At 64.1% G+C, this 17,772-nt stretch carries 18 protein-coding genes; 8 read left to right on the top strand and 10 right to left on the bottom strand.

Going from position 1 to position 17,772, the window contains the following annotated elements:
* Nucleotides 1–2 precede the first annotated feature (2 nt).
* Nucleotides 3–506, bottom strand: a complete 504-nt coding sequence (locus JQ507_29310) for a MarR family transcriptional regulator (GenBank protein QRI68943.1) — start codon at nucleotides 504–506, stop codon at nucleotides 3–5.
* Between the two features lie 221 nt (nucleotides 507–727).
* On the opposite strand from JQ507_29310, the gene JQ507_29305 reads away from it, so the two are divergent.
* Nucleotides 728–940: a hypothetical protein gene (locus JQ507_29305; protein QRI68942.1), complete on the top strand. Its 213-nt coding sequence runs from the start codon at nucleotides 728–730 to the stop codon at nucleotides 938–940.
* A gap of 7 nt (nucleotides 941–947) precedes the next feature.
* On the opposite strand, the gene JQ507_29300 is transcribed toward JQ507_29305, so the two are convergent.
* Nucleotides 948–2,156: a GNAT family N-acetyltransferase gene (locus JQ507_29300; protein ID QRI68941.1), complete on the bottom strand. Its 1,209-nt coding sequence runs from the start codon at nucleotides 2,154–2,156 to the stop codon at nucleotides 948–950.
* 508 nt (nucleotides 2,157–2,664) lie between these two features.
* Between JQ507_29300 and JQ507_29295 the strand changes: the two genes are divergently transcribed.
* The 4 genes from JQ507_29295 to JQ507_29280 all read left to right on the top strand — a co-directional run bounded on the left by JQ507_29295 (nucleotide 2,665) and on the right by JQ507_29280 (nucleotide 5,805).
* Nucleotides 2,665–3,258 carry a hypothetical protein gene (locus JQ507_29295; protein QRI68940.1) on the top strand — a complete coding sequence of 198 codons (594 nt, stop codon included), beginning with the start codon at nucleotides 2,665–2,667 and terminating at the stop codon, nucleotides 3,256–3,258.
* A gap of 235 nt (nucleotides 3,259–3,493) precedes the next feature.
* Nucleotides 3,494–4,411 carry a hypothetical protein gene (locus JQ507_29290; GenBank protein ID QRI68939.1) on the top strand — a complete coding sequence of 306 codons (918 nt, stop codon included), beginning with the start codon at nucleotides 3,494–3,496 and terminating at the stop codon, nucleotides 4,409–4,411.
* Between the two features lie 255 nt (nucleotides 4,412–4,666).
* Nucleotides 4,667–5,182, top strand: coding sequence for a helix-turn-helix transcriptional regulator (locus JQ507_29285; protein ID QRI68938.1), 516 nt, complete (start codon nucleotides 4,667–4,669; stop codon nucleotides 5,180–5,182).
* On the top strand, nucleotides 5,179–5,805 hold the full coding sequence (locus JQ507_29280; protein ID QRI68937.1) for a hypothetical protein: 627 nt from the start codon (nucleotides 5,179–5,181) through the stop codon (nucleotides 5,803–5,805). Before JQ507_29285 ends, JQ507_29280 begins: the two co-directional genes overlap by 4 nt.
* A gap of 19 nt (nucleotides 5,806–5,824) precedes the next feature.
* Here the strand turns inward: JQ507_29280 and JQ507_29275 are convergent, their stop codons facing one another.
* On the bottom strand, nucleotides 5,825–6,382 hold the full coding sequence (locus tag JQ507_29275) for an HNH endonuclease (GenBank protein ID QRI68936.1): 558 nt from the start codon (nucleotides 6,380–6,382) through the stop codon (nucleotides 5,825–5,827).
* Nucleotides 6,383–6,572: 190 nt separating this feature from the next.
* On the opposite strand from JQ507_29275, the gene JQ507_29270 reads away from it, so the two are divergent.
* The gene (locus tag JQ507_29270) at nucleotides 6,573–8,333 is read left to right on the top strand and encodes a chloride channel protein (GenBank protein QRI68935.1); all 1,761 of its coding nucleotides are present in this window, start codon (nucleotides 6,573–6,575) and stop codon (nucleotides 8,331–8,333) included.
* 289 nt (nucleotides 8,334–8,622) lie between these two features.
* Here JQ507_29270 and JQ507_29265 read toward each other — a convergent pair whose 3' ends face one another.
* The 4 genes from JQ507_29265 to JQ507_29250 all read right to left on the bottom strand — a co-directional run bounded on the left by JQ507_29265 (nucleotide 8,623) and on the right by JQ507_29250 (nucleotide 14,232).
* Nucleotides 8,623–10,410, bottom strand: coding sequence for an NAD(P)/FAD-dependent oxidoreductase (locus JQ507_29265; GenBank protein ID QRI68934.1), 1,788 nt, complete (start codon nucleotides 10,408–10,410; stop codon nucleotides 8,623–8,625).
* A 111-nt stretch (nucleotides 10,411–10,521) separates the two neighbouring features.
* A complete protein-coding gene (locus tag JQ507_29260; GenBank protein QRI68933.1) occupies nucleotides 10,522–11,607 on the bottom strand; it encodes a DUF2855 family protein in 1,086 nt (361 codons plus the stop codon).
* A gap of 106 nt (nucleotides 11,608–11,713) precedes the next feature.
* The gene (locus tag JQ507_29255; GenBank protein ID QRI68932.1) at nucleotides 11,714–13,231 is read right to left on the bottom strand and encodes an AMP-binding protein; all 1,518 of its coding nucleotides are present in this window, start codon (nucleotides 13,229–13,231) and stop codon (nucleotides 11,714–11,716) included.
* 29 nt (nucleotides 13,232–13,260) lie between these two features.
* The gene (locus JQ507_29250) at nucleotides 13,261–14,232 is read right to left on the bottom strand and encodes a nitronate monooxygenase (protein ID QRI68931.1); all 972 of its coding nucleotides are present in this window, start codon (nucleotides 14,230–14,232) and stop codon (nucleotides 13,261–13,263) included.
* A gap of 180 nt (nucleotides 14,233–14,412) precedes the next feature.
* On the opposite strand from JQ507_29250, the gene JQ507_29245 reads away from it, so the two are divergent.
* A complete protein-coding gene (locus JQ507_29245; protein QRI68930.1) occupies nucleotides 14,413–15,300 on the top strand; it encodes a LysR family transcriptional regulator in 888 nt (295 codons plus the stop codon).
* 298 nt (nucleotides 15,301–15,598) lie between these two features.
* Nucleotides 15,599–15,889: a DUF718 domain-containing protein gene (locus JQ507_29240; protein QRI68929.1), complete on the top strand. Its 291-nt coding sequence runs from the start codon at nucleotides 15,599–15,601 to the stop codon at nucleotides 15,887–15,889.
* A gap of 87 nt (nucleotides 15,890–15,976) precedes the next feature.
* Here JQ507_29240 and JQ507_29235 read toward each other — a convergent pair whose 3' ends face one another.
* Genes JQ507_29235 through JQ507_29225 form a run of 3 tightly spaced genes read right to left on the bottom strand, consistent with a single transcriptional unit; the run spans nucleotide 15,977 to nucleotide 17,456 of the window.
* Entirely contained in the window at nucleotides 15,977–16,315 is a 339-nt protein-coding gene (locus tag JQ507_29235) for a hypothetical protein (GenBank protein QRI68928.1), read from the bottom strand.
* Between the two features lie 33 nt (nucleotides 16,316–16,348).
* Entirely contained in the window at nucleotides 16,349–17,071 is a 723-nt protein-coding gene (locus JQ507_29230; GenBank protein QRI68927.1) for an LrgB family protein, read from the bottom strand.
* Nucleotides 17,058–17,456, bottom strand: a complete 399-nt coding sequence (locus JQ507_29225) for a CidA/LrgA family protein (GenBank protein QRI68926.1) — start codon at nucleotides 17,454–17,456, stop codon at nucleotides 17,058–17,060. The genes JQ507_29230 and JQ507_29225 overlap by 14 nt, the downstream gene beginning before the upstream one ends.
* Nucleotides 17,457–17,772: the final 316 nt, after the last annotated feature.

Genomic DNA, 17,772 nt, shown 5'->3' with positions numbered 1-17,772 from the left:
GACTATCGCGCCTCTGCAGTCGATTTCGCTTGAGCGGTCTTGACTTGAGCGGTCTTAGCGTCCTGCGGCCGGCTTGCCCGCTGCTCGATGCGCTGGAGCGTCTCGAAGGTTACCGCAAGTTCCTCGCTGCCGATATCCTTCAGCATGCTGGCGCGCACCCGGCGCAGCACCCGGTTGGTCTCCTCGACCTTGGCGTCGCCGGCCGCCGTGAGATGCAGCGTCTTGGCGCGCCGGTCGGTCGGGTCCTCACGACGCTCGACCAGGCCTTCAGACTGCAGCAGATCGATCAGCCGCACCAGTGAAGGCCCCTCTATTCCCAGTTCGTCGGCCAGCACGCCCTGACGGACGTTCTCCCCGTGCCGCGACAGCACCAGCAGCGGGATGGCCGTCGCGTAGGATAGGCCGTGATCGGACAGCGCCTGATCCGACAAGCGACGCCAGATCCGGGCGAGCCTGGTGATCAGGCGGCCGATCTCGGCGTGGATATGGGATTGCGACGGAGGCATGCAAATTAGATAGGATACAAACTATTAGGCTGCAATCATATATCCCGGCGATCACGCAAAAGCGATCGCAAGCGGCCCCGCAGCCTCGTTCCAGGATGGAGCCGGGCCGGTTGCGCTCAGGAACCTCGTTCCAAACGCGCCGTTGGCGCGTGGTGCGATCGTCCGCGCGAGACATCGGCGCAATGAGGCGGCCGCAGCGCCATTTGCGTAAGGAGAACACGATGGGATTGGCTCAATACGCGGTGATTTCAGCCGGCGAAGAATGGGGCGTCCTGCACGACGGCAAGCTCAACGCCGGATACGCCACCAAGGAAGCCGCATTCGAGTCGGCGGCCGCCGCCGCGTCGCCGGCGATCAGGCTGGGACATGAAGTCCATGTCAGCGTACCCGGACGCGAAGAAGGTGACGCGGCGCCGACGAAGCAGTCGGCTTAGTCCGGTCTCAGCCGAAGTCGCACATCAGCCGGCTCCAGTCCTCGCCCGCGAGGCCGCCGACATAGATATCGCCGCGCACGATGGCGTCGTTCACTTCCGGAACACGCGTCAACGCCATGGCGAAGGCGCGGTGCCGGAACACGAGCCAGCGCTGCAGCCCGAGCCCTGCCATCAGAGCCGGTTGTGCGCGGCCGCGGGCTTCGAGGTGGCCGGTGTCCTCGAGGTGGCGGAACATCGCACCGAGCACGCCAACCTCCCGACCGGGAAGCGACAGGATGTTGAGGACATGCGCGGTCCGCCCCGGAGACGCGTAGTAGACAAAGCAGCCGATCGTCGCGCTGGTATGGTCTACGATCGCGCGGATCGTGAATGCGCCGAGCCTGGTGTTCTGCGCCGCGAGGCCGACGAGCCAGCCGAGCTCGTCCTCCGACCAGAGCGGCCGGACAGCGTAGTGGGCAATGAGGCGGGGCGCGTGGGCGAGGAAGTCCGGGATGGACATCTCCTGCACCTTCAGGCCGGCGGGGCTCTCGAGGTCGCCGCCGCGCAGGCGGCCCAGGAAAGCGTCGACGGGACGCGCGAGCGTTGCCAGGCCGGGATCGATCCGGCGCAACAAGCGCGGCGAAAGACGTCCGAGCAGTGCGCCCAACGGACGGAAGGTGCGCACCCACTCCAGGTTCTGCATCGGAATGGTCTTTCCGCCGATGGCCATCAGGGATCTGGCGCTGGTCGGCGATGCACTGTCACAGAACGAAAGACTCGCCTTTTTCGGTCGCAGGCCAAGATTGAGCTGGGCCGCCCCGGCGGAGTCCCTGTTCGTCATGAAGACGCCGAGCAGCCGCCCCGGGATCACATTGCCGCAGGCCATGAAGCGCATCGGGACGGAGAGCAGCGCGCTCGAGATCAGGCCGTCCTGCTGCTGATAGATCTGGGTGCCCGCAGCCTCGCTGTAGGACGGCGACCCGAGGGTCAGCGCGTGCAAATAGCCCTTGAGATCGGTACTTGCCGGCTTGTCGGTGCCCCTGAAGACCTTGAGGAAGAGGCCGGCGACCGCAGGAACGTCAGCCGTGGTCATCGGCCTGGCGGCGCCCTTGCGTGACGTCTGTGCGTTGGCCTGGGCGATCGGTTCGGGCTGTTGACTCGGGTGATCCGGCGAGATCGACAGACCGTCGTGCGGGTGGATGAGCCGGACCGCTGTATCGGACGTTGCGCTAAGCATGATTCGCCATTTCGTCTGCTGCCGCCCAATTGCGACAGCACCGTCGGACGACAGGATCAAATGACAGCCGACAACCTCGAGCCGGTCGACATCACGCGAGCATGACAATTTCAGAACTGCTCCGCGCAGGCGTGCGTCCTTGCCGCGACTCTCCAGCGAGACGCGTGAGCCGTCAACAAGTTCAGCTTGTGGAGGTTAATTCGTTAACGCGGTCGCCGCCGTCGGCAAGGCTTCGATCGGCGGCAGCGACGCGCAGGAGGCGATCTTCGCGCAGGCGCCGGCGTGCTTCGGAGCGAGGTCGAAACCAATCAAAGATTGTTTTCTTCATAGTTGCGCCGCACGCAACCAGATCGGAGAGCTCAAGACGGAGAGCCGTGCCAGTTTCGGCTGCGGGGCCGGACAAGGAGCATGGTGCTCCTGATCCGCCGCGGCGATCGCCGTTCGGCGGGTGTCCGGTGCCCCGTGATTTAGTCGGCAGAGACTGCCGGACATTCCAAGGGGGCAGGCCATGACCAAGTCAGTGCAGATTGAGACCGGGATCGCCGATGTCGCTTACCTCAAGACCAACCGATACAGGCTATGTCTCGCCAAGAAGGTGAACGGCATCTACAACGTCGTATGGCAGTCACATGGCGACTTCGTCGCCATCAATAGCTTCAGTTGGATGACCCCGGTCTATCAGGTGTTCGGCAGCACCCACTTCCAGACCTCAGCCCGGGTCGTGGTGGACACCAATCTCGTGGCGGCCTCGCTTGGCGAACGCGTGATCATGGATCAGGCCGGGCATATTGGACCGGCCGAGCCCGGCGCGGACTCCCATAGCATCACTTTCGTTAACCAGGACGGCCCCATCCATCCCGGACTACAGTCCGGTTCGATCGGTCCCGGCGGCAATCAAGTCATCACACCGATTTATCTCTATCCGCAGTCCGTTCCGGTCGGCACCGTCATGTTCGCGCCGATCGAGAAGGTGCAGGTCTGGTTCGCGCAGAACCTGGCGACAGGCACGATCATCGATGACCACGTTCTCAACGCGGTCGAGATCGACCTGACGACGGTGAATTCGGCGGCCCGTCGCTACCAGAATGGCAACTGGTTATGATCTCAATCTCAATTTGATCAATTTAAGGTTGCTGAAATTGCAAAAACAAAAGTTAAAATTGCGCTGCGTGCAACCGGTCGAGAGAGCCTGAAGAAGCGCACCATGCCAGTTTTCGGCCGCGGGGCCGGACAAGGAGCATGGTGCTCTTGATCCTCTGCAGGGATCGCTGTTCGGCGATGTCCGGCGCCCCGTCGTTCAGCCGGCCGAGGCCGCCGGTTATGCAAGGGATTAGGCAATGACCAAGTCAGTCCAAATTCAGATTACAAAAGAGGCGCTCGAAACTCTCAAGGGCAACCACTACAAGCTTTGTTTCGCCAAGAAGGTGAAGGACGTCTACGACGTGGTGTGGCAGTCCTTCGACGAATATCTCGATACCAATACCTTCAGCTGGACTCCCGTCTATCAGGTGTTCGGCACCAATACTTTCCAGACCTCGGTGCAGGTCCAGGTATCGACCAACGTCGTGACCGCGACACTCAACCAGCAAGTCACCATGGACGCGGCCGGCAATCTCAGCGACGCCGTGACCGGCGGTTCTGCCGACGCCGTCACCTTCGTCAACAATTATGGTCTCATCCACCCCGGATTGAATTCCGTGTCGACCGGCCCCGACGGCATTCAGCGGACGACGCCGATCTACGTGGCGCCCGATGCAATCGAAACCGGCGCGGACGCTCTGACGCCGGTCGAAATGCTCCAGGTCTGGTTCGCGCAGGATCTGACCACGAGCACCATGATCAGCAAGGATGTCAGCAAGGCCATCGAGATCGACCTGACGGAAGTGGATTCAGCGACACGGCTTTATGACGGCAGCTGGTCCACCCCGTCGGCCCTGGAATCCGGCGATCCCAAGACGTACCTGCTGGTCACGGTGGCTGTGGTCGGGACCGTGGTCGCCGGCTTGTTGGCGACCAAGATCGGCACCTATCTGACCGGCGTCTACCAGAAGTTCGCGGTCAAGGTGAATCCCAGCGCAAGCAGCTTCACGATCACCTACAGTGAGACGCGGGGACTCAACGCCGTCGATCGTCAGCACCTGGCGTTGTTGGCGAGTGATCCCACGACGACCGACACCCTGGTCGAGTTCGTGATCCGAGCGCTGGCTGCCAGTGGTTGCACGTTCAGCTCGATCAGCACCAAAGTGCCGGCCTGAACCGGCGCACCGACGTCCCCGCGCGCGCCTCCTCGCGCCAGTTTGACGCGCGAGGCAAGCGTGCCGGCTGTCCCGGACATGGCGACCTCGCTATAACTTCACGCCGGGACGTCGGCCTCGTTCGTTGTCAGCATTGCGTCGACGCCGGCCTGGACCAGCCGGCGCCGGCGTTACGGAGCGTTGGGGAGCCGGCGGTCCAACCGCGACAGAGGAAGCGGGCCGGCAGGATCCCGCCGTCAAGAGTGAGCCGATCACATGCGGGGCAACAACCGAACATCCACGCTCGCGCGTGGAAGTCGGCTGGCGGAAGCAATGCTTCTGCGGGGATGGAATAAGCAGACGGCGCTCGCGGAGGCGCTTGGCGTCAAACCGAGTGCGGTATCGCGATGGCTGAAGAGCGGATCGCTGTCATTCGAGCACGCGGTGGCGCTCTGCGAATTTCTCGATATCTCGCTGGACTGGTTGATGTTGGGCCGCGGCAAGCCTGATATCGAGGACCGGCATGACAAGCGACCCGAACCGGCGATCCAGACGAGGGCGCGCGAGGCGCTGCGGCAATTCACGGCAACGTTGCCGGAGATTTTTGTCACCGATAACCTGTGCGAAACCGACGGAGCGGCGACCGCCGGACAGGAGAGCGGCGTCAATGCGGGCAGCCATGGGATCATCGAGGTGGCGCTGCGCAACGGCAGGGTCCTGCGGCTGCCCGAATTTTTCACGCCGGCACGCGTGGCGCGGCTGGTGGAGGCATTGGAGGAGATCGCGCGATGACGTCCGAAGACCCGTCGATGACCAAATCGGTGACCGTGCAGATCGCCCCGGGCGATCTGCAGATTCTCAAGGACAACGGTTACACGCTGTGCTTTGCGCGATGCGTCGAGTATAGCTACAGCGTGACCTGGCAATCGTTCCCCGATTATCTCGCCAGCAACACTTTCGCCTGGTCGGAGCAATTTCAGCTGTTCGGGACCGACATCATCGATGGCGTCGCGCGCATTGAGAGCCGAACCAATGCCGTAGACATCGCGCTCGGCCAGCAGGCAACCCTCGATGCCGTGGGGGTGCTCGGGCCTGCGAGTTCGGGCGGACCGCCCGAACAGATCACGCTCATCAACGATTACGGACCGATTCACCCTTCGCTGAGTGGTGCGTCAGTCGGACCGGACCGCGTGGTGCGCGTCACGCCGATCTATGTTGCGCCGAGATCCATCGTTCGCGGATCGGCCTCGCTGCGTCCGCTCGACAAGGTGCAGATCTGGTTTCAACAAGACTTTAGGCCCGGCGTGATGCTGTTCAACGCCGTTTCGAATCCGACCGTGGCAGACCTGACCCAGGCCGGTTCGGTGACGGTGCTCTATCAGAACGGCAACTGGATCAATCCGGCGCCGGCATAGCTGGGTAAACGTCCGCCGCCTATGGATCAAGCTCAGTATCCCAGTAGAGATAATCGAGCCAGCTTTCGTGCAGATAGTTCGGCGGGAACAGCCGGCCGTTGCGATGGAGCTGATGCACGGTGGGCGCGTAGGGCGTCTGCTTCGGAAACATCTTGGCCTGCTGCGGCGTCAGATTGCCCTTGCGCAGATTGCAGGGCGAGCAGGCGGCGACGACGTTCTCCCAGGTGGTCTGGCCACCCTTGCTGCGCGGAATGATGTGATCGAAGGTGAGGTCGTCCGGCGACAGGCAATACTGGCAGGAGAAGCGGTCGCGCAGGAAGACATTGAAGCGGGTGAAGGCGGGGTGCGTGGTCGGCTTGACGAAGGACTTCAGCGATACGACGCTGGGCAACTGGATTTCGAAGGAAGGACTTCGTACCGCGCGGTCGTAATATTCGACGATGTTGACACGATCGAGGAACACCGCCTTGATCGCGTCCTGCCAGGACCAGAGCGACAGCGGGTAGTAACTCAGCGGCCGGAAGTCCGCATTCAAGACCAGCACCGGCCAACCGCCTTGTGAGACATGTGCGTTCAAATAACGCTCCTGACTCCCATTAGCTGCGAAGCAGCATGCACTCACATACTACAGGCAGCGTGACGGGATTGTGAAGAGCGATGAGCGGCTTATCCGCCATCCCCTGCCATGTTCCTGCCCCGATTGCCTCCCGCCCGCGGGGCCCGTAAAGGGAGCCGCAAGGCCTGTCGGCCAGTGACGGACCCTGCCGATGACCACCAAGTCGAGCTATCTCGAAGCGCCGCGCCGGTTGCGCGCGTTCGTGCGCGCGCACGAGACGAGCCTGGTGGTGCTGGCGGTCCTGATCGGGGCCATAGGCGGCCTCGTGGTGGCCGTCATGGGCATGCTGGTCTCCGTGCTGCATGCCGTATTGTTCAATCTGCCCTATGGCGACCGGCTGTCGAGCCAGCCGAGTATCGATCCGCTGCGCGCGCTGCTGGTTCCCTCGATCGGTGGCCTGCTGCTAGGGATTGCGTTCCTGCTGCTGCTTCGAGTCCGGCCGGCCCGCGAGATCGACCCGATCGAGGCCAACGCGCTTTATGGCGGGCGGATGTCGTTCCGCGGCAGCGTGATCGTGGCGCTGCAGACGATCTGGTCGAGCGGCGTCGGCGGCTCGGTAGGGCTCGAGGCCGGCTATACCCAGCTCTCCAGCGGCCTCGCCGCCTCGCTCGGCCGCGGTTTCCATCTCCGCCGCAACGACCAGCGAATCATGGTCGGCTGTGGCGCGGCGGCGGCGATCGCCGGTGCCTTCAGCGCGCCGCTCGCGGGCGCGTTCTACGCTTTCGAACTTGTGATCGGCGGCTACACCCCGGCGAGCCTGACCCCGGTCGGGGTGGCGGCGGTGACCGGCTATTTCGTCGCCCATGCCTTCGAGCCGCTGCCGCTCGGGGTCGGCGTCGGAACCGTCGGCGACGTGCTCGGGCGGGATCTGGCGATCGCCACGCTGCTCGGCATGCTCGCGGCGCTGACCGGAATTGCGATCATGCGCGGGGTGACGCTGTGCGAGGCGCTGCTCGCCAAGACCCGGCTCTGGCCGCCGCTGCGCCCGGCGCTCGGCGGGCTTGCGGTCGGCGCCATGGCGCTGCTGACCCCGCAGGTGATGTCGTCGGGCCATGGCGCGCTGCGCTTCGCCGGCATCGTGGCGATGCCGCTCGCCTTCATCGCCGGCGTGTTCGTGCTGAAGGCGGTGGCCTCGATCATTTCGCTCGGCTCGGGCTTCCGCGGCGGCCTGTTCTTCGCCACGCTGTTCATGGGCGCGCTCGGCGGCCGGCTGTTCGCCGCCGGCGTCGACATCGTCTGGCCGGGGCTCAATCTCGATCCGAACGCCTATGCGGTGATCGGGATGAGCGCGCTGTCGGCGTCGGTGATCGGCGGTCCCTTGACGATGTCGTTCATCGCGCTGGAATCCACCGGCAATCTCTGGCTGACCACGGCGGTGCTGGTCGCGGTCATCATCTCGACCACGATCACGCGTGAGCTGTTCGGCTATTCGTTCGCGACCTGGCGGCTGCATCTGCGCGGCGAGACCATCCGCAGCGCCGCCGATATCGGCTGGATCCGCGATCTCACGGTCGGCAAGATGATGCGGCAGGACATGATCACGGTGAACGCCGCGATGCCGATCGCGGCGTTCCGCGAGGAATTCCCGCTCGGCTCGAAGACCCAGGTCGTCGCGGTCGACGGCGAGGGGCGCTATGCCGGGCTCGCGCTGGTCGCCGAAGCCCATGCGCCGGATCTCGAGGCCGACAAGGGGCTCGCCGGCATCCTGCGCTACGCCGACGTGGTGCTGCATCCCGGCATGAACGTGCAGGAGGCGATCGCGGTGTTCGACGCGGCCGAAGCAGAGTCGCTCGCGGTGGTCGAAGGCGATGGCGACCGGCGTCCGATCGGCCTGCTCACCGAAGCGCACGCGATGCGGCGCTACGCTGAAGAATCCGAGCAGCGCCGACGCGAGGCGATCGGCGAGATTTGATTTTGCTGTCCTCGGTGTCATTGCGAGGAGCGAAGCGACGAAGCAATCCATCTATCCCCGAGTTTGGCATGGATTGCTTCGCTGCGCTCGCAATGACGGCGTCGACGCGGTCCTTGCTGTCGACCGCGACGGAGGCGACGACGGTCAGGCTCCAGCCATCGGGGAGCTTTGCGAAGTTCTCGACGACGCGTTAGCGAGCTCGCCGGCGCCGAGGATGGTCGGCATTGGCTGTCCCCTCTCTTCTCGTCATTCCGGGGCGCGCGCAGCGCGAACCCGGAATGACGGCTGACTATAAAAGCCTCGCCACCGGCCCGACGTCGCGCGGCAGCAGGCTGGCCTCGATCGCCTTGATCTGCAGCGCGAGATAGCGCGAGTTGATGCGGCATTGCGCGAGGCTGCCGGCGATGAACCACAGGCCGGGCTGCGGCGTGCGGGTGTACATGTTGCGCAGCTCCTGCCCGTCGCCAAAACCCCAGATCGGGCCGACGCGTTGGGCCATCGCCTCGCCGAACAGTTTCTTCACCAGCTCTTCCTGCGGCCGGTAGCCGGTCGCGAGCACGATGAGGTCGGCTTCCACCGTCTCGCCGTTCTTGAGCCTTGCGCCTTCGCTGACGAAGGTCTCGATGTCGGAAAACTGCTTCAGCGCGACCGCGCCGCTCGCGACGAGGTCGGAGCAGCCGACGTTGAAGTAATAACCGCCGCCGCGGGTCAGGTATTTGAACTGCCAGCCGGTGCCGCCATCGCCGAAATCGAGCTTGAAACCCCTGCGGGCGAGACCGTCGAGCAGCGGCTTGTCGAGCTCCTTCGACTGCTCGGTCATCAGCACATGGCTGCGCTTGGCGAGCGTAAGCGGCATCGAGGTCGCGATCAGGTCATTGTCCTCGAGCGAGCCTTCATTATAGGCGGCATAGGCGAGCTGCGCCGACGGCTCGATATTGGTGACCAGGGTCGGGGAGCGCTGCACCAGCGTGACCGCGGCGCCGGAGGAATGCAGGTCCTGCGCGATATCGTGGCCGCTGTTGCCGGTGCCGATCACCAGCGCACGCTTGCCGGTCCAGCTCTCGCCGTCCTCGTAGCGGCTGGAATGCATGACCTTGCCGGAAAAATTCTTCAGGCCTGGGATGTCGGGCAGATTGGGGATGCCGCTGACGCCGGTTGCCATCACGACATGGCGCGGCTGCATGGTCCGCGTCGTGCCGTCGGCGCGGCGCAGCTCGACGGTCCAGCGTCCTTGCGCATCGTCGTAGCTGCCGCCCAGAAATTCCGTGCCGGTCCAGAAGTTCAGCTCCATGGCATCGACATAGGATTCGAACCAGTTGGCGAGCTTGTCCTTCGGGATGTAGGTCGGCCAGTTCGGCGGGAACGGCATGTAGGGCAGATGATTGACCTGCACCTGGTTGTGCAGGGTCAGCGCGTGGTAGCGCTTGCGCCAATTGTCGCCGACGCGCGCCTCGCGGTCGACGATCAGCGCGTCGATCTTGAGCTGCTTGAGCCGCGCGGCGATCGCGAGCCCGGCCTGTCCGCCGCCGACGACAAGCACATCCGGATCGCGATCGGCGTACTCGGTGGACGCCTTGCGCAGGTCGAGCCAGTTCGGTCCGCGGAAGTCGCGGGAATAGGCCTGTCCGCGCGGCCTTGTGTGACCCTGCTGTTCCTCAAAACCCTTGAGCTCCTCGAGCGCGGTCAACAAGGTCCAGGCTTTCAGCCGGTCGCCGTCGGCGGCGTCAGGGATCAGCCGCACGATGCCGTGGCCGCGGCCGGTCGCCGTCTCGAACTTGAAGATCGCCTCGATCGCATTGGTGCCGGCGCGCATCACCCGGCGCGGCGCCGCGCGCTCGGCATCGATGCGGAAGTCGCGTGGGTCACTGCGACGGGCATGTGACGGCAGTTCCTCGATGATGGCGAAGGCGCGGTTGACGGTCTGGATGTTCCAGCTCAGCGCCAGCACGTCGCGCCAGTAGCTGTCGGGATGGAACAGCGGCTTCAGCAGCACATCGTCGGGGCTCGCCAGCGCATCCTCGAACTGCACGAGCCAATTGTCGGCGGCGACTGAAATATCGTCCGTCTTGTCGAGCATCCGGCGTTTCCCGTCATCGGCCGCCCCTGGTCAGTTGCCCGGCGGCGTTCCCATTGCCGCAAAGCCTATACCCATTGGCGAGGCCGCAGAAAGGCCGTGACGGGATAGCGCCTATTCGCCCAGCGACAGGATCAAGCCCTGGTCCGGCGGAACGCGGCCCTGCAGGGTATCGAGATAGGCCTCGCGCACCGCGGCCGGGCCACGCCGTTCGACGACATCGAGCCAATCAGGCAGATGCGGCACGAGCCCGGTCCATGCGGCACCGAAGCGCTGGTCGATGCCGCCGGGGCCCCATTCCTTGGCGCGCTTGCGGATCTGGTCCGGCGCGAAGAACCACACCGGCTTGGCGCCGGGCAGTGCCGGCTCGTCCGGCTCGCTCGCGCGATGCGTCAGCCCGACCCGGCCGGAATAGACCATCTGATCGCCGAAGTGCCGGTGCAGGGCCTCGCGCAGCGCGCTGTTGCCGGCCATGTCGACATAGGCGACCGGCTCTGCCGGCGGGATCGCCGCGACCTGGTCATAGCTGACGACCTCGTCATAGCAGCCGAGCGAGGAGACGAAATCGACATTGCCCTTCGAGGTCAGCCCGATCACGCGGATACCCCGCTTGTGCAGCAGATGAGCGAGGCCGAATGCGGTCTTGCTCGAGGCCGATGACAGGATGACGCGGCGCGCGCCGTAGAATTCATTCTCGGCGAGGAAGTCGTCGACCAGGAACGACAGCATGAACAGCGGCAGCAGCAGCGCGCGGAAATCGCCCTGCCGGCCGGCATAGGTCGGATCGCCGGAGACGCGGGCATAAGCGTTGTAGACCGGCGACACCTCCTGCCGGTGCGCGGCGCCATCGCGCAGGCCGCGCTTGCTGACATCGGCCGCCTCGATCACCAGATGGGTCGCCATCGGGAAATAGCCGAACAGCGTCTCGCCGACGGCGACGGCGGGATGCTTCGAGGCCAGCACCTCGCCAAAGCCCCACACCGGGATGATGCCGTAGCCCTCGGGCGCCGGGAACAAATGCCAGTATTTCAGTTGCTCGCCGATCACGGCGTAGGTGATGTTGTTGGCGGTGAAAGCGAAGCGGGTCACCTTCACCAGCAGCGCGTCGGCCGGCAGCGCCGCGGCGTCGGGCAATCGCGTCTCGATCACCTTGCACTGCTGCAGGTCGTTGCGGATGACGATGAAGTCGGTGGCGTTCATGGCGATGATCCCGGCCTTGGATGCGGGCCGGCATCGTTGCGTCGATTGCCGGCTGTTTGCAACAGCAACTAAGTTTCAAACGCCGTTCGCTTCGCCGTTATATCGTTCAGCGAAGCTGTCCTTCGCGGTAGAGGTCGCGCAGCTTGCGCTTGAAGATCTTGCCGGTGGCCTCGCGCGGCAGCGCGTCCATGAAGCGGATGTCGCGCGGCACCTTGAAATTGGCGAGCTTGCCGCGCAGGAAATCCTGGATCGCCGCAGCAGATAGCGCAGCTCCTGCTTCCGGCTCGACGCAGGCGAACAGCCGCTCGCCATACTCGTCGTCGGGAACGCCGAACACCGCGCAGTCGCGCACGCCGTCCATGCCGATCAGGGTGTTCTCGATCTCGGCGGGATAGATGTTGACGCCGCCCGAGATCACCATGTCGCGCTTGCGGTCGCACAGGAACAGATAGCCGTCGGCGTCGAGATAGCCGACATCGCCGACGCTGATCAGGCCGTCGCGGTCGGCTTCGGCGCGCGCTTTGGCGTTGCCATGGTAATCGAAATCCGAGATCAAGGTCTGGCGCATGAAGATCTCGCCGGGCTCGTCGACGTCGCATTGCGTGCCGTCGGGGCGGAAGATCCTGACGATGCCGCCCTCGATCGCGCGGCCGACGGTGCCGGGCTTTGCCAATGCTTCCGCCGACGAATGCCAGACCGGGATGCCGGTTTCGGTCGAGCCGAGATATTCGTTGATGACGGGCCCCCACCACTCGATCATCGCGCGCTTGACGTCGACCGGGCAGGGCGCCGCGCCATGGATGATGAAGCGCAGCGACGACAGGTCGTAGCGGCGCCGCGTCTCCTCCGGCAGGCGCAGCAGCCGCACGAACATGGTCGGCACCATATGCATGTGCGTGACGCCGTGGCGCTCGATCAGTTGCAGCAGATCTTCGGGATCGAAGCGCGGCTCGAGCACGATGCTGCAGCCGTTGCGGAACGCCAGCATGCCGTAGGAATGCGGGGCCGAATGGTACATCGGCCCGTTCATCAGGATCACCTGATCCTCGTTGGGCTTTACGCCGTAGGTGATGGCGCCGATGCGGGCGGCCGCCGGCATCTGCTCGGGCCGCATCGGCTTGCGCCGGACGCCCTTCGGCAGTCCGGTGGTGCCCGAGGTGTAGAACATCGGCGCGGCGCCGATCGGGGCATCGGTCAGCGGCGCATGCGTGTCGCGCCATTGGTCCCAGTCGGTCATGCCATCCGGCACCCGCGTCAATTCAGGCGCCACGCCATAGGCGGCGGCGATCTCCGGCGGCGTCGTCACGATCAGCAGTTTGATTTCCGGCGGCAATCCGTCCCGGATCTGCGGCAGGAGATCCGCGTGGCAGACCAGCGTGTCGGCGCCGCTGTCGGCCAGGATGTAGGCGACCTCGTCGGCCTTCAGGTGCCAGTTGATCGGCACCACCGGGCTGCCGAGCGCGGCCGAGGCCGCGACCACCTCGAACAGCGCGAAATCGTTGCGCAGCATCATGCCGACCGGCTTGCCGTCGCGCATGCCGAGCCCGCGGAAGCCGTTCGCTGCCCGTGCGATGCGGGCGTGGATATCGCCGTAGCTGATCTGTCGGTCGCCGCTGATGATCATACCGGGTCTCTCCAGGCGATCGTCCAGCGTCAGGCGCTGGCCTTCATGAAGTCGTTGCGCGCCTCATTAAACTCCGCCTTCAGCCGTGTCACCAGTTCGGCGACCGGCGGGGCGTCGGTGATCTGGCCGATGCCCTGGCCCGAGCCCCAGATGTCGCGCCAGGCTTTGGCCTTGGTGTTGCCGCCGGAGCCGAAATTCATCTTGGACTTGTCGGCGACCGGCAGGTTGGCGGGATCGAGGCCGGCCGCCGCGATCGACGGCCCGAGGTAGTTGCCGTGCACGCCGGTGAACAGGTTCGAATAGACGATGTCGTGCGCGGCATGTTCGGTCAGCGCCTGCTTGTACCTGACGTCGGCGTTGGCTTCTTGAGTCGCGATGAAGCGGGTGCCTATATAGGCGAGGTCGGCGCCGAGCGCGAGCGCGGATGCGATGCTCCAGCCGTCGGAGATCGCGCCCGACAGCAGGATCGTGCCCTTGAACCATTGCTTGACCTCGCGCACCAGCGCGAACGGCGACAGCGTGCCGGCATGGCCGCCGGCGCCCGCGCAGACCAGGATCAAGCCGTCGACGCCCTGCTCGGCGGCCTTGCGGGCGTGCTTCACGTTGATGACGTCGTGGAACACGACGCCGCCATAGGAATGCGCGGCCTCGACGATCTCGGACGGCGGGCGCAGCGAGGTGATGATCACCGGCACCTTGTGCTTCACGCAGGTTTCCATGTCGCGCATCAGGCGGTCGTTGGAGGCGTGGCAGATCTGGTTGACGGCGTAGGGGGCGACCTTCTTCTCCGGATGCAGCGCCTGGTGCTCGCCGAGCTCGTTCTCGATCCGGGTCAGCCACTCGCCGAGCTTCTCGGCCGGGCGGGCGTTCAACGCCGGAAACGAGCCGACGATGCCGGCCTTGCACTGCGCGATCACGAGCTCGGGCCCGGAGACGATGAACAGCGGGGAGCCGACGACCGGCAGTTCGAGCTTGTTGGCGAGCGAAGCAGGCAGCGACATGTTCGGATCCTCCATGCGCGCCGCTCGGCCTGCGGCCGGGGCGGATCGCGATGTGTTGTGATGGCGGGAGCGGCGGCTCTCCTGGCGCGGCCGCAATATAAGGCTGGACGGCCGCGCGATCGCGTTCAATATTGAACGGCTGATTGGCCAGAATTGAACACGGGCGCAGGCGGACGGCGCATGGACTGGGAGCTCTGCAAGACATTCGTCGCGGTGGCGGAGACGCGCAGCCTCGCGGGCGCGGCGCGGCGGCTGCGCATCAGCCATCCGACCGTCGGCCGCAACGTCGCGGCGCTCGAGAAGCAGCTCGGCACCCGTCTGTTCGCCCGTTCCACTGACGGCCTGTCGCTGACCTCGCATGGCCGCAAGTTCCGCGAGCACGCCGAGGCGATGGCGGCGGCGGCCTTGCGCGCGGAAGCCTCCGCCTCCGCGACCGGTGAGCAGGCGCGCGGCGTCGTCAAGCTGTCGATCGGCGCGACGCTGGCGGCGCACTGGCTGATGCCGCGGCTCGGGCCGTTCCTGCGCGACCACGCCAATATCCAGCTCGAGATCATCACCCATCCGTTTCCGGCCAGCGTCCGCCGTCGCGAGGCCGACGTGGTGTTGCGCCCGGTCGATGCGGGCGACGAAAACCTGATCGGGCGCAGGATCGGCCGGCTCGGCGCCGGCTTCTATGCCTCGCGCAGCTATGCGGCCGGCCGCAAGCTTCCGGAGCGGCCGGACGAATGGAAAGGCCACAGCGTGATCGGCTTTGCCGACCAGGCCTCGAATGCGCGGCTGGCGCGCTGGAGCGACGTGATCACCCGGCAGGGCACGACGGTGATGCGCTGCTCCTCGCAGGGCGACATGCTTGCCGCGGCGCGCGCCGGGCTCGGGATCTGCGCGCTGTCCTGCCTGGTAGGCGCCGACTATCCCGATCTGGTTCGGGTCGCGCCGCAAAAACTCTCGAGCCTCTCCGATCTCTGGCTGCTCGCGCATCCCGATCTGGTCGAGCTTCCGTCGGTGCGGGCGGTGATCGGCTTCGTCACCGATTGCGCGCGCGAGGACCGTGTCAGGCTGCGCGGCTAAAGCGCGATGACATCGGGCTGAATCGTCATCGCGCTTTAGATTCTTGTTTAAGCATGATCTTTTCGGAAAACCGCTACGCACTTTTCCGGATCATGCTCTAGGACGCATGTTCATCAATCCGAGATGTCTGCTTTGGAGAAGATAGCGGCCACGCGATCTGACCGGAGAGAGGCCGCCTTGTGACCCCCAAACGGACATCAAGGTTGAGTGCCGGGCGGAGCTTGCGCGGTGCCCCAAAATAGCGATGATCACGCTTGGCAAGGCGACCATTTGCAACTGCGCACGGGAGGGCTACATCATGACTGCATTCAACGCGGTACGCTTCCGGGTGAAGCCCGGGCGTGATCAGGATTTCATCGACGCCCACAAGAACGTTAGCTGGCCCGGCCTCAAACACTCTTACATGATAAAGACCGGCGAGCGCACGTATTGCGTCATCGCCGAGTGGCCGGACATGGAGACGCTGGCAAACGCACGTCCGAACATGATCGCAACGCTTAATTCGTTCCGGGATACTTTGGAAGATCTCGGCAATGGACTTGGTGTAACAGACGCCGTTGCTGGATCGGTCGTCCTAACGCTCAAATAGCCTCCAAAGTACCCTGAAGAGAGGAGCCATTTTATGGCAACGATCGAGATGGGCTGCTCTTGACCCTTGACGGACCTTGCCGTCAAATCAGTGGTGTCGTTCAAGGACAATCAATGGAAGTCCATCAGCGAGTAGCCATTTCGAAGCGAAATAGCAGTACTCGCCGGGGAGGTCTTCAAGCGAGGCTGGCTTATCGGCAAGTCGTGACTTTACCTCAGTCTTCCAGAACTCGAACCTTTCCGCAGGATCGATCCAACGGGGCCGCAGTCCAACGTCAGCGACGACGAATGTCGCCCCTTCTTTAATTGTTGCCATTAATTCCGATGCGTTCAGCCCAGTGGAGATGCGTTGCGCGTTGAATATCTGTTCTTGGTCCCACAACTCCTCAAGAGGGAGCTTAGTGACCAGCTTCTTGGCAATGTCCATCTCTCGCTCAACGCAAGGTCAACTGGGCCAACCTTAGAACAGCCGAAAAATCAATGGAAGCAGGATGGCTGTGAGTACGCCATTCAGGCCCATCCCGAGCCCGGAAAAGGCACCGGCGACCTCGTTGATCTGGAATGCCCGCGCGGTTCCGATTCCGTGGGAGGCAATGCCCATGGTCAGCCCAACGACACGCGGATCGTCAATACGAGCAAGGCGCGCGATAAGTGGGCCGAGGACGGCTCCGGTAATGCCGGTCATGATCACGAGCACAATCGTAAGCGTTTGCAGACCACCGATCTGCTCGGAAATGCCGACCGCAATTCCGGCAGTGACCGACTTGGGCGCCAAGGAAAGGATGGTCTGCGACCTTGCCCCCATAACCCAGGCAATGCCGACAGCGCTTAGGACCCCAACGGGCAATCCGACACCCAATCCGACCGCGATCAACCGTGCGGAAGCGCGGATTACGGCCCGCTGACGGAATAGCGGTACGGCCAACAGAACGACCGCAGGCCCCAACATGAAGTGTATCGGGTCAGCGCCGCGCAAATACGTCTTGTAGGGGATATGTGTCGCTTCGAGGCCGAGCGAGATGAGGACGATCGCCAGAAGGGTGGGGTTGAGCAACGGGTGATTGCCGCCGAGGCGCGATATGCGAGTTGCTGCCAGGAAAGCGAATACGGTCGCACCTGTTTCCAGGATCGGCTGGTCAGCCAGGCTGACCCAGGTCAAATTTGTCAGATCAAGCGTTGACATCGCGTGCTGCTCCCTCGACGCGTTCGGACCCGGGCTCCCGACTTATTGCAATCGTTCGGCCGAGCCGGTTCACGACAACCATCGTGACAAAAAGAGTAATGGCGGTGCCTCCAATCACCGCGGCCAAAATTGGCGTTGCTTCGGTCTTGAAGACATCCAAATAGGCGATCACGCCGACGCCTGCCGGCACAAACAACATGCCCAGAAACTGAAGCAGTCGGTCTGCAAGGATGCCCAGATCATCGGGCAGCCGTCCCCGAATGGCGAGTTCGGCATAGAGCAGAATGAGGCCGGTGACTGGCGCGGGAAGCGGCCACAAGCCGGACTTGGCGGCAATTTCACCCAGGGAAAGCCACAAGAGTACGCGAGCAATCTGTTCAAGCATCGCAATCATCTCCAACATCATTTTGCGCGGAATAATTTTTCGTGTCCGTCCATTCGCGGACCACCATGCGCATTTAGGGGCTCATGCCCCAGAGCTGCTTTCGTTCGATGGAATCGGAACGGACCTCCCGATTCCCGTTTGAAGCGCTTCTTCACGCGGGCCGGTATTCGCTTCGCTCGAAGACGCTTTAGTTGCGTGCGGCCATTTCCGACGACAAATGGCGCCAGGAGTGTTCGGTTCGGCTTTCAGGCGAACCGATCAAGGTCCATACGCAGACCGCCGTGATGATGGATACAGCAACGCACCACGTGGTCAG

It is taken from the genome of Bradyrhizobium sp. PSBB068 (assembly GCA_016839165.1).
GTDB lineage: Bacteria > Pseudomonadota > Alphaproteobacteria > Rhizobiales > Xanthobacteraceae > Bradyrhizobium.
This window is presented reverse-complemented; position numbering and strand designations above follow the sequence as displayed.

What these genes read in the sequence shown, in the direction of transcription:
- JQ507_29240 (QRI68929.1), top strand. Translation starts at nt 15,599, where the DNA reads ATGACTGCATTCAACGCGGTACGCTTCCGGGTGAAGCCCGGGCGTGAT.
- JQ507_29280 (QRI68937.1), top strand. Translation starts at nt 5,179, where the DNA reads ATGACGTCCGAAGACCCGTCGATGACCAAATCGGTGACCGTGCAGATC.
- JQ507_29310 (QRI68943.1), bottom strand. Translation starts at nt 506, where the DNA reads ATGCCTCCGTCGCAATCCCATATCCACGCCGAGATCGGCCGCCTGATC.
- JQ507_29270 (QRI68935.1), top strand. Translation starts at nt 6,573, where the DNA reads ATGACCACCAAGTCGAGCTATCTCGAAGCGCCGCGCCGGTTGCGCGCG.
- JQ507_29295 (QRI68940.1), top strand. Translation starts at nt 2,665, where the DNA reads ATGACCAAGTCAGTGCAGATTGAGACCGGGATCGCCGATGTCGCTTAC.
- JQ507_29255 (QRI68932.1), bottom strand. Translation starts at nt 13,231, where the DNA reads ATGATCATCAGCGGCGACCGACAGATCAGCTACGGCGATATCCACGCC.
- JQ507_29300 (QRI68941.1), bottom strand. Translation starts at nt 2,156, where the DNA reads ATGCTTAGCGCAACGTCCGATACAGCGGTCCGGCTCATCCACCCGCAC.
- JQ507_29260 (QRI68933.1), bottom strand. Translation starts at nt 11,607, where the DNA reads ATGAACGCCACCGACTTCATCGTCATCCGCAACGACCTGCAGCAGTGC.
- JQ507_29250 (QRI68931.1), bottom strand. Translation starts at nt 14,232, where the DNA reads ATGTCGCTGCCTGCTTCGCTCGCCAACAAGCTCGAACTGCCGGTCGTC.
- JQ507_29265 (QRI68934.1), bottom strand. Translation starts at nt 10,410, where the DNA reads ATGCTCGACAAGACGGACGATATTTCAGTCGCCGCCGACAATTGGCTC.
- JQ507_29225 (QRI68926.1), bottom strand. Translation starts at nt 17,456, where the DNA reads ATGCTTGAACAGATTGCTCGCGTACTCTTGTGGCTTTCCCTGGGTGAA.
- JQ507_29230 (QRI68927.1), bottom strand. Translation starts at nt 17,071, where the DNA reads ATGTCAACGCTTGATCTGACAAATTTGACCTGGGTCAGCCTGGCTGAC.
- JQ507_29285 (QRI68938.1), top strand. Translation starts at nt 4,667, where the DNA reads ATGCGGGGCAACAACCGAACATCCACGCTCGCGCGTGGAAGTCGGCTG.
- JQ507_29245 (QRI68930.1), top strand. Translation starts at nt 14,413, where the DNA reads ATGGACTGGGAGCTCTGCAAGACATTCGTCGCGGTGGCGGAGACGCGC.
- JQ507_29235 (QRI68928.1), bottom strand. Translation starts at nt 16,315, where the DNA reads ATGGACATTGCCAAGAAGCTGGTCACTAAGCTCCCTCTTGAGGAGTTG.
- JQ507_29305 (QRI68942.1), top strand. Translation starts at nt 728, where the DNA reads ATGGGATTGGCTCAATACGCGGTGATTTCAGCCGGCGAAGAATGGGGC.
- JQ507_29290 (QRI68939.1), top strand. Translation starts at nt 3,494, where the DNA reads ATGACCAAGTCAGTCCAAATTCAGATTACAAAAGAGGCGCTCGAAACT.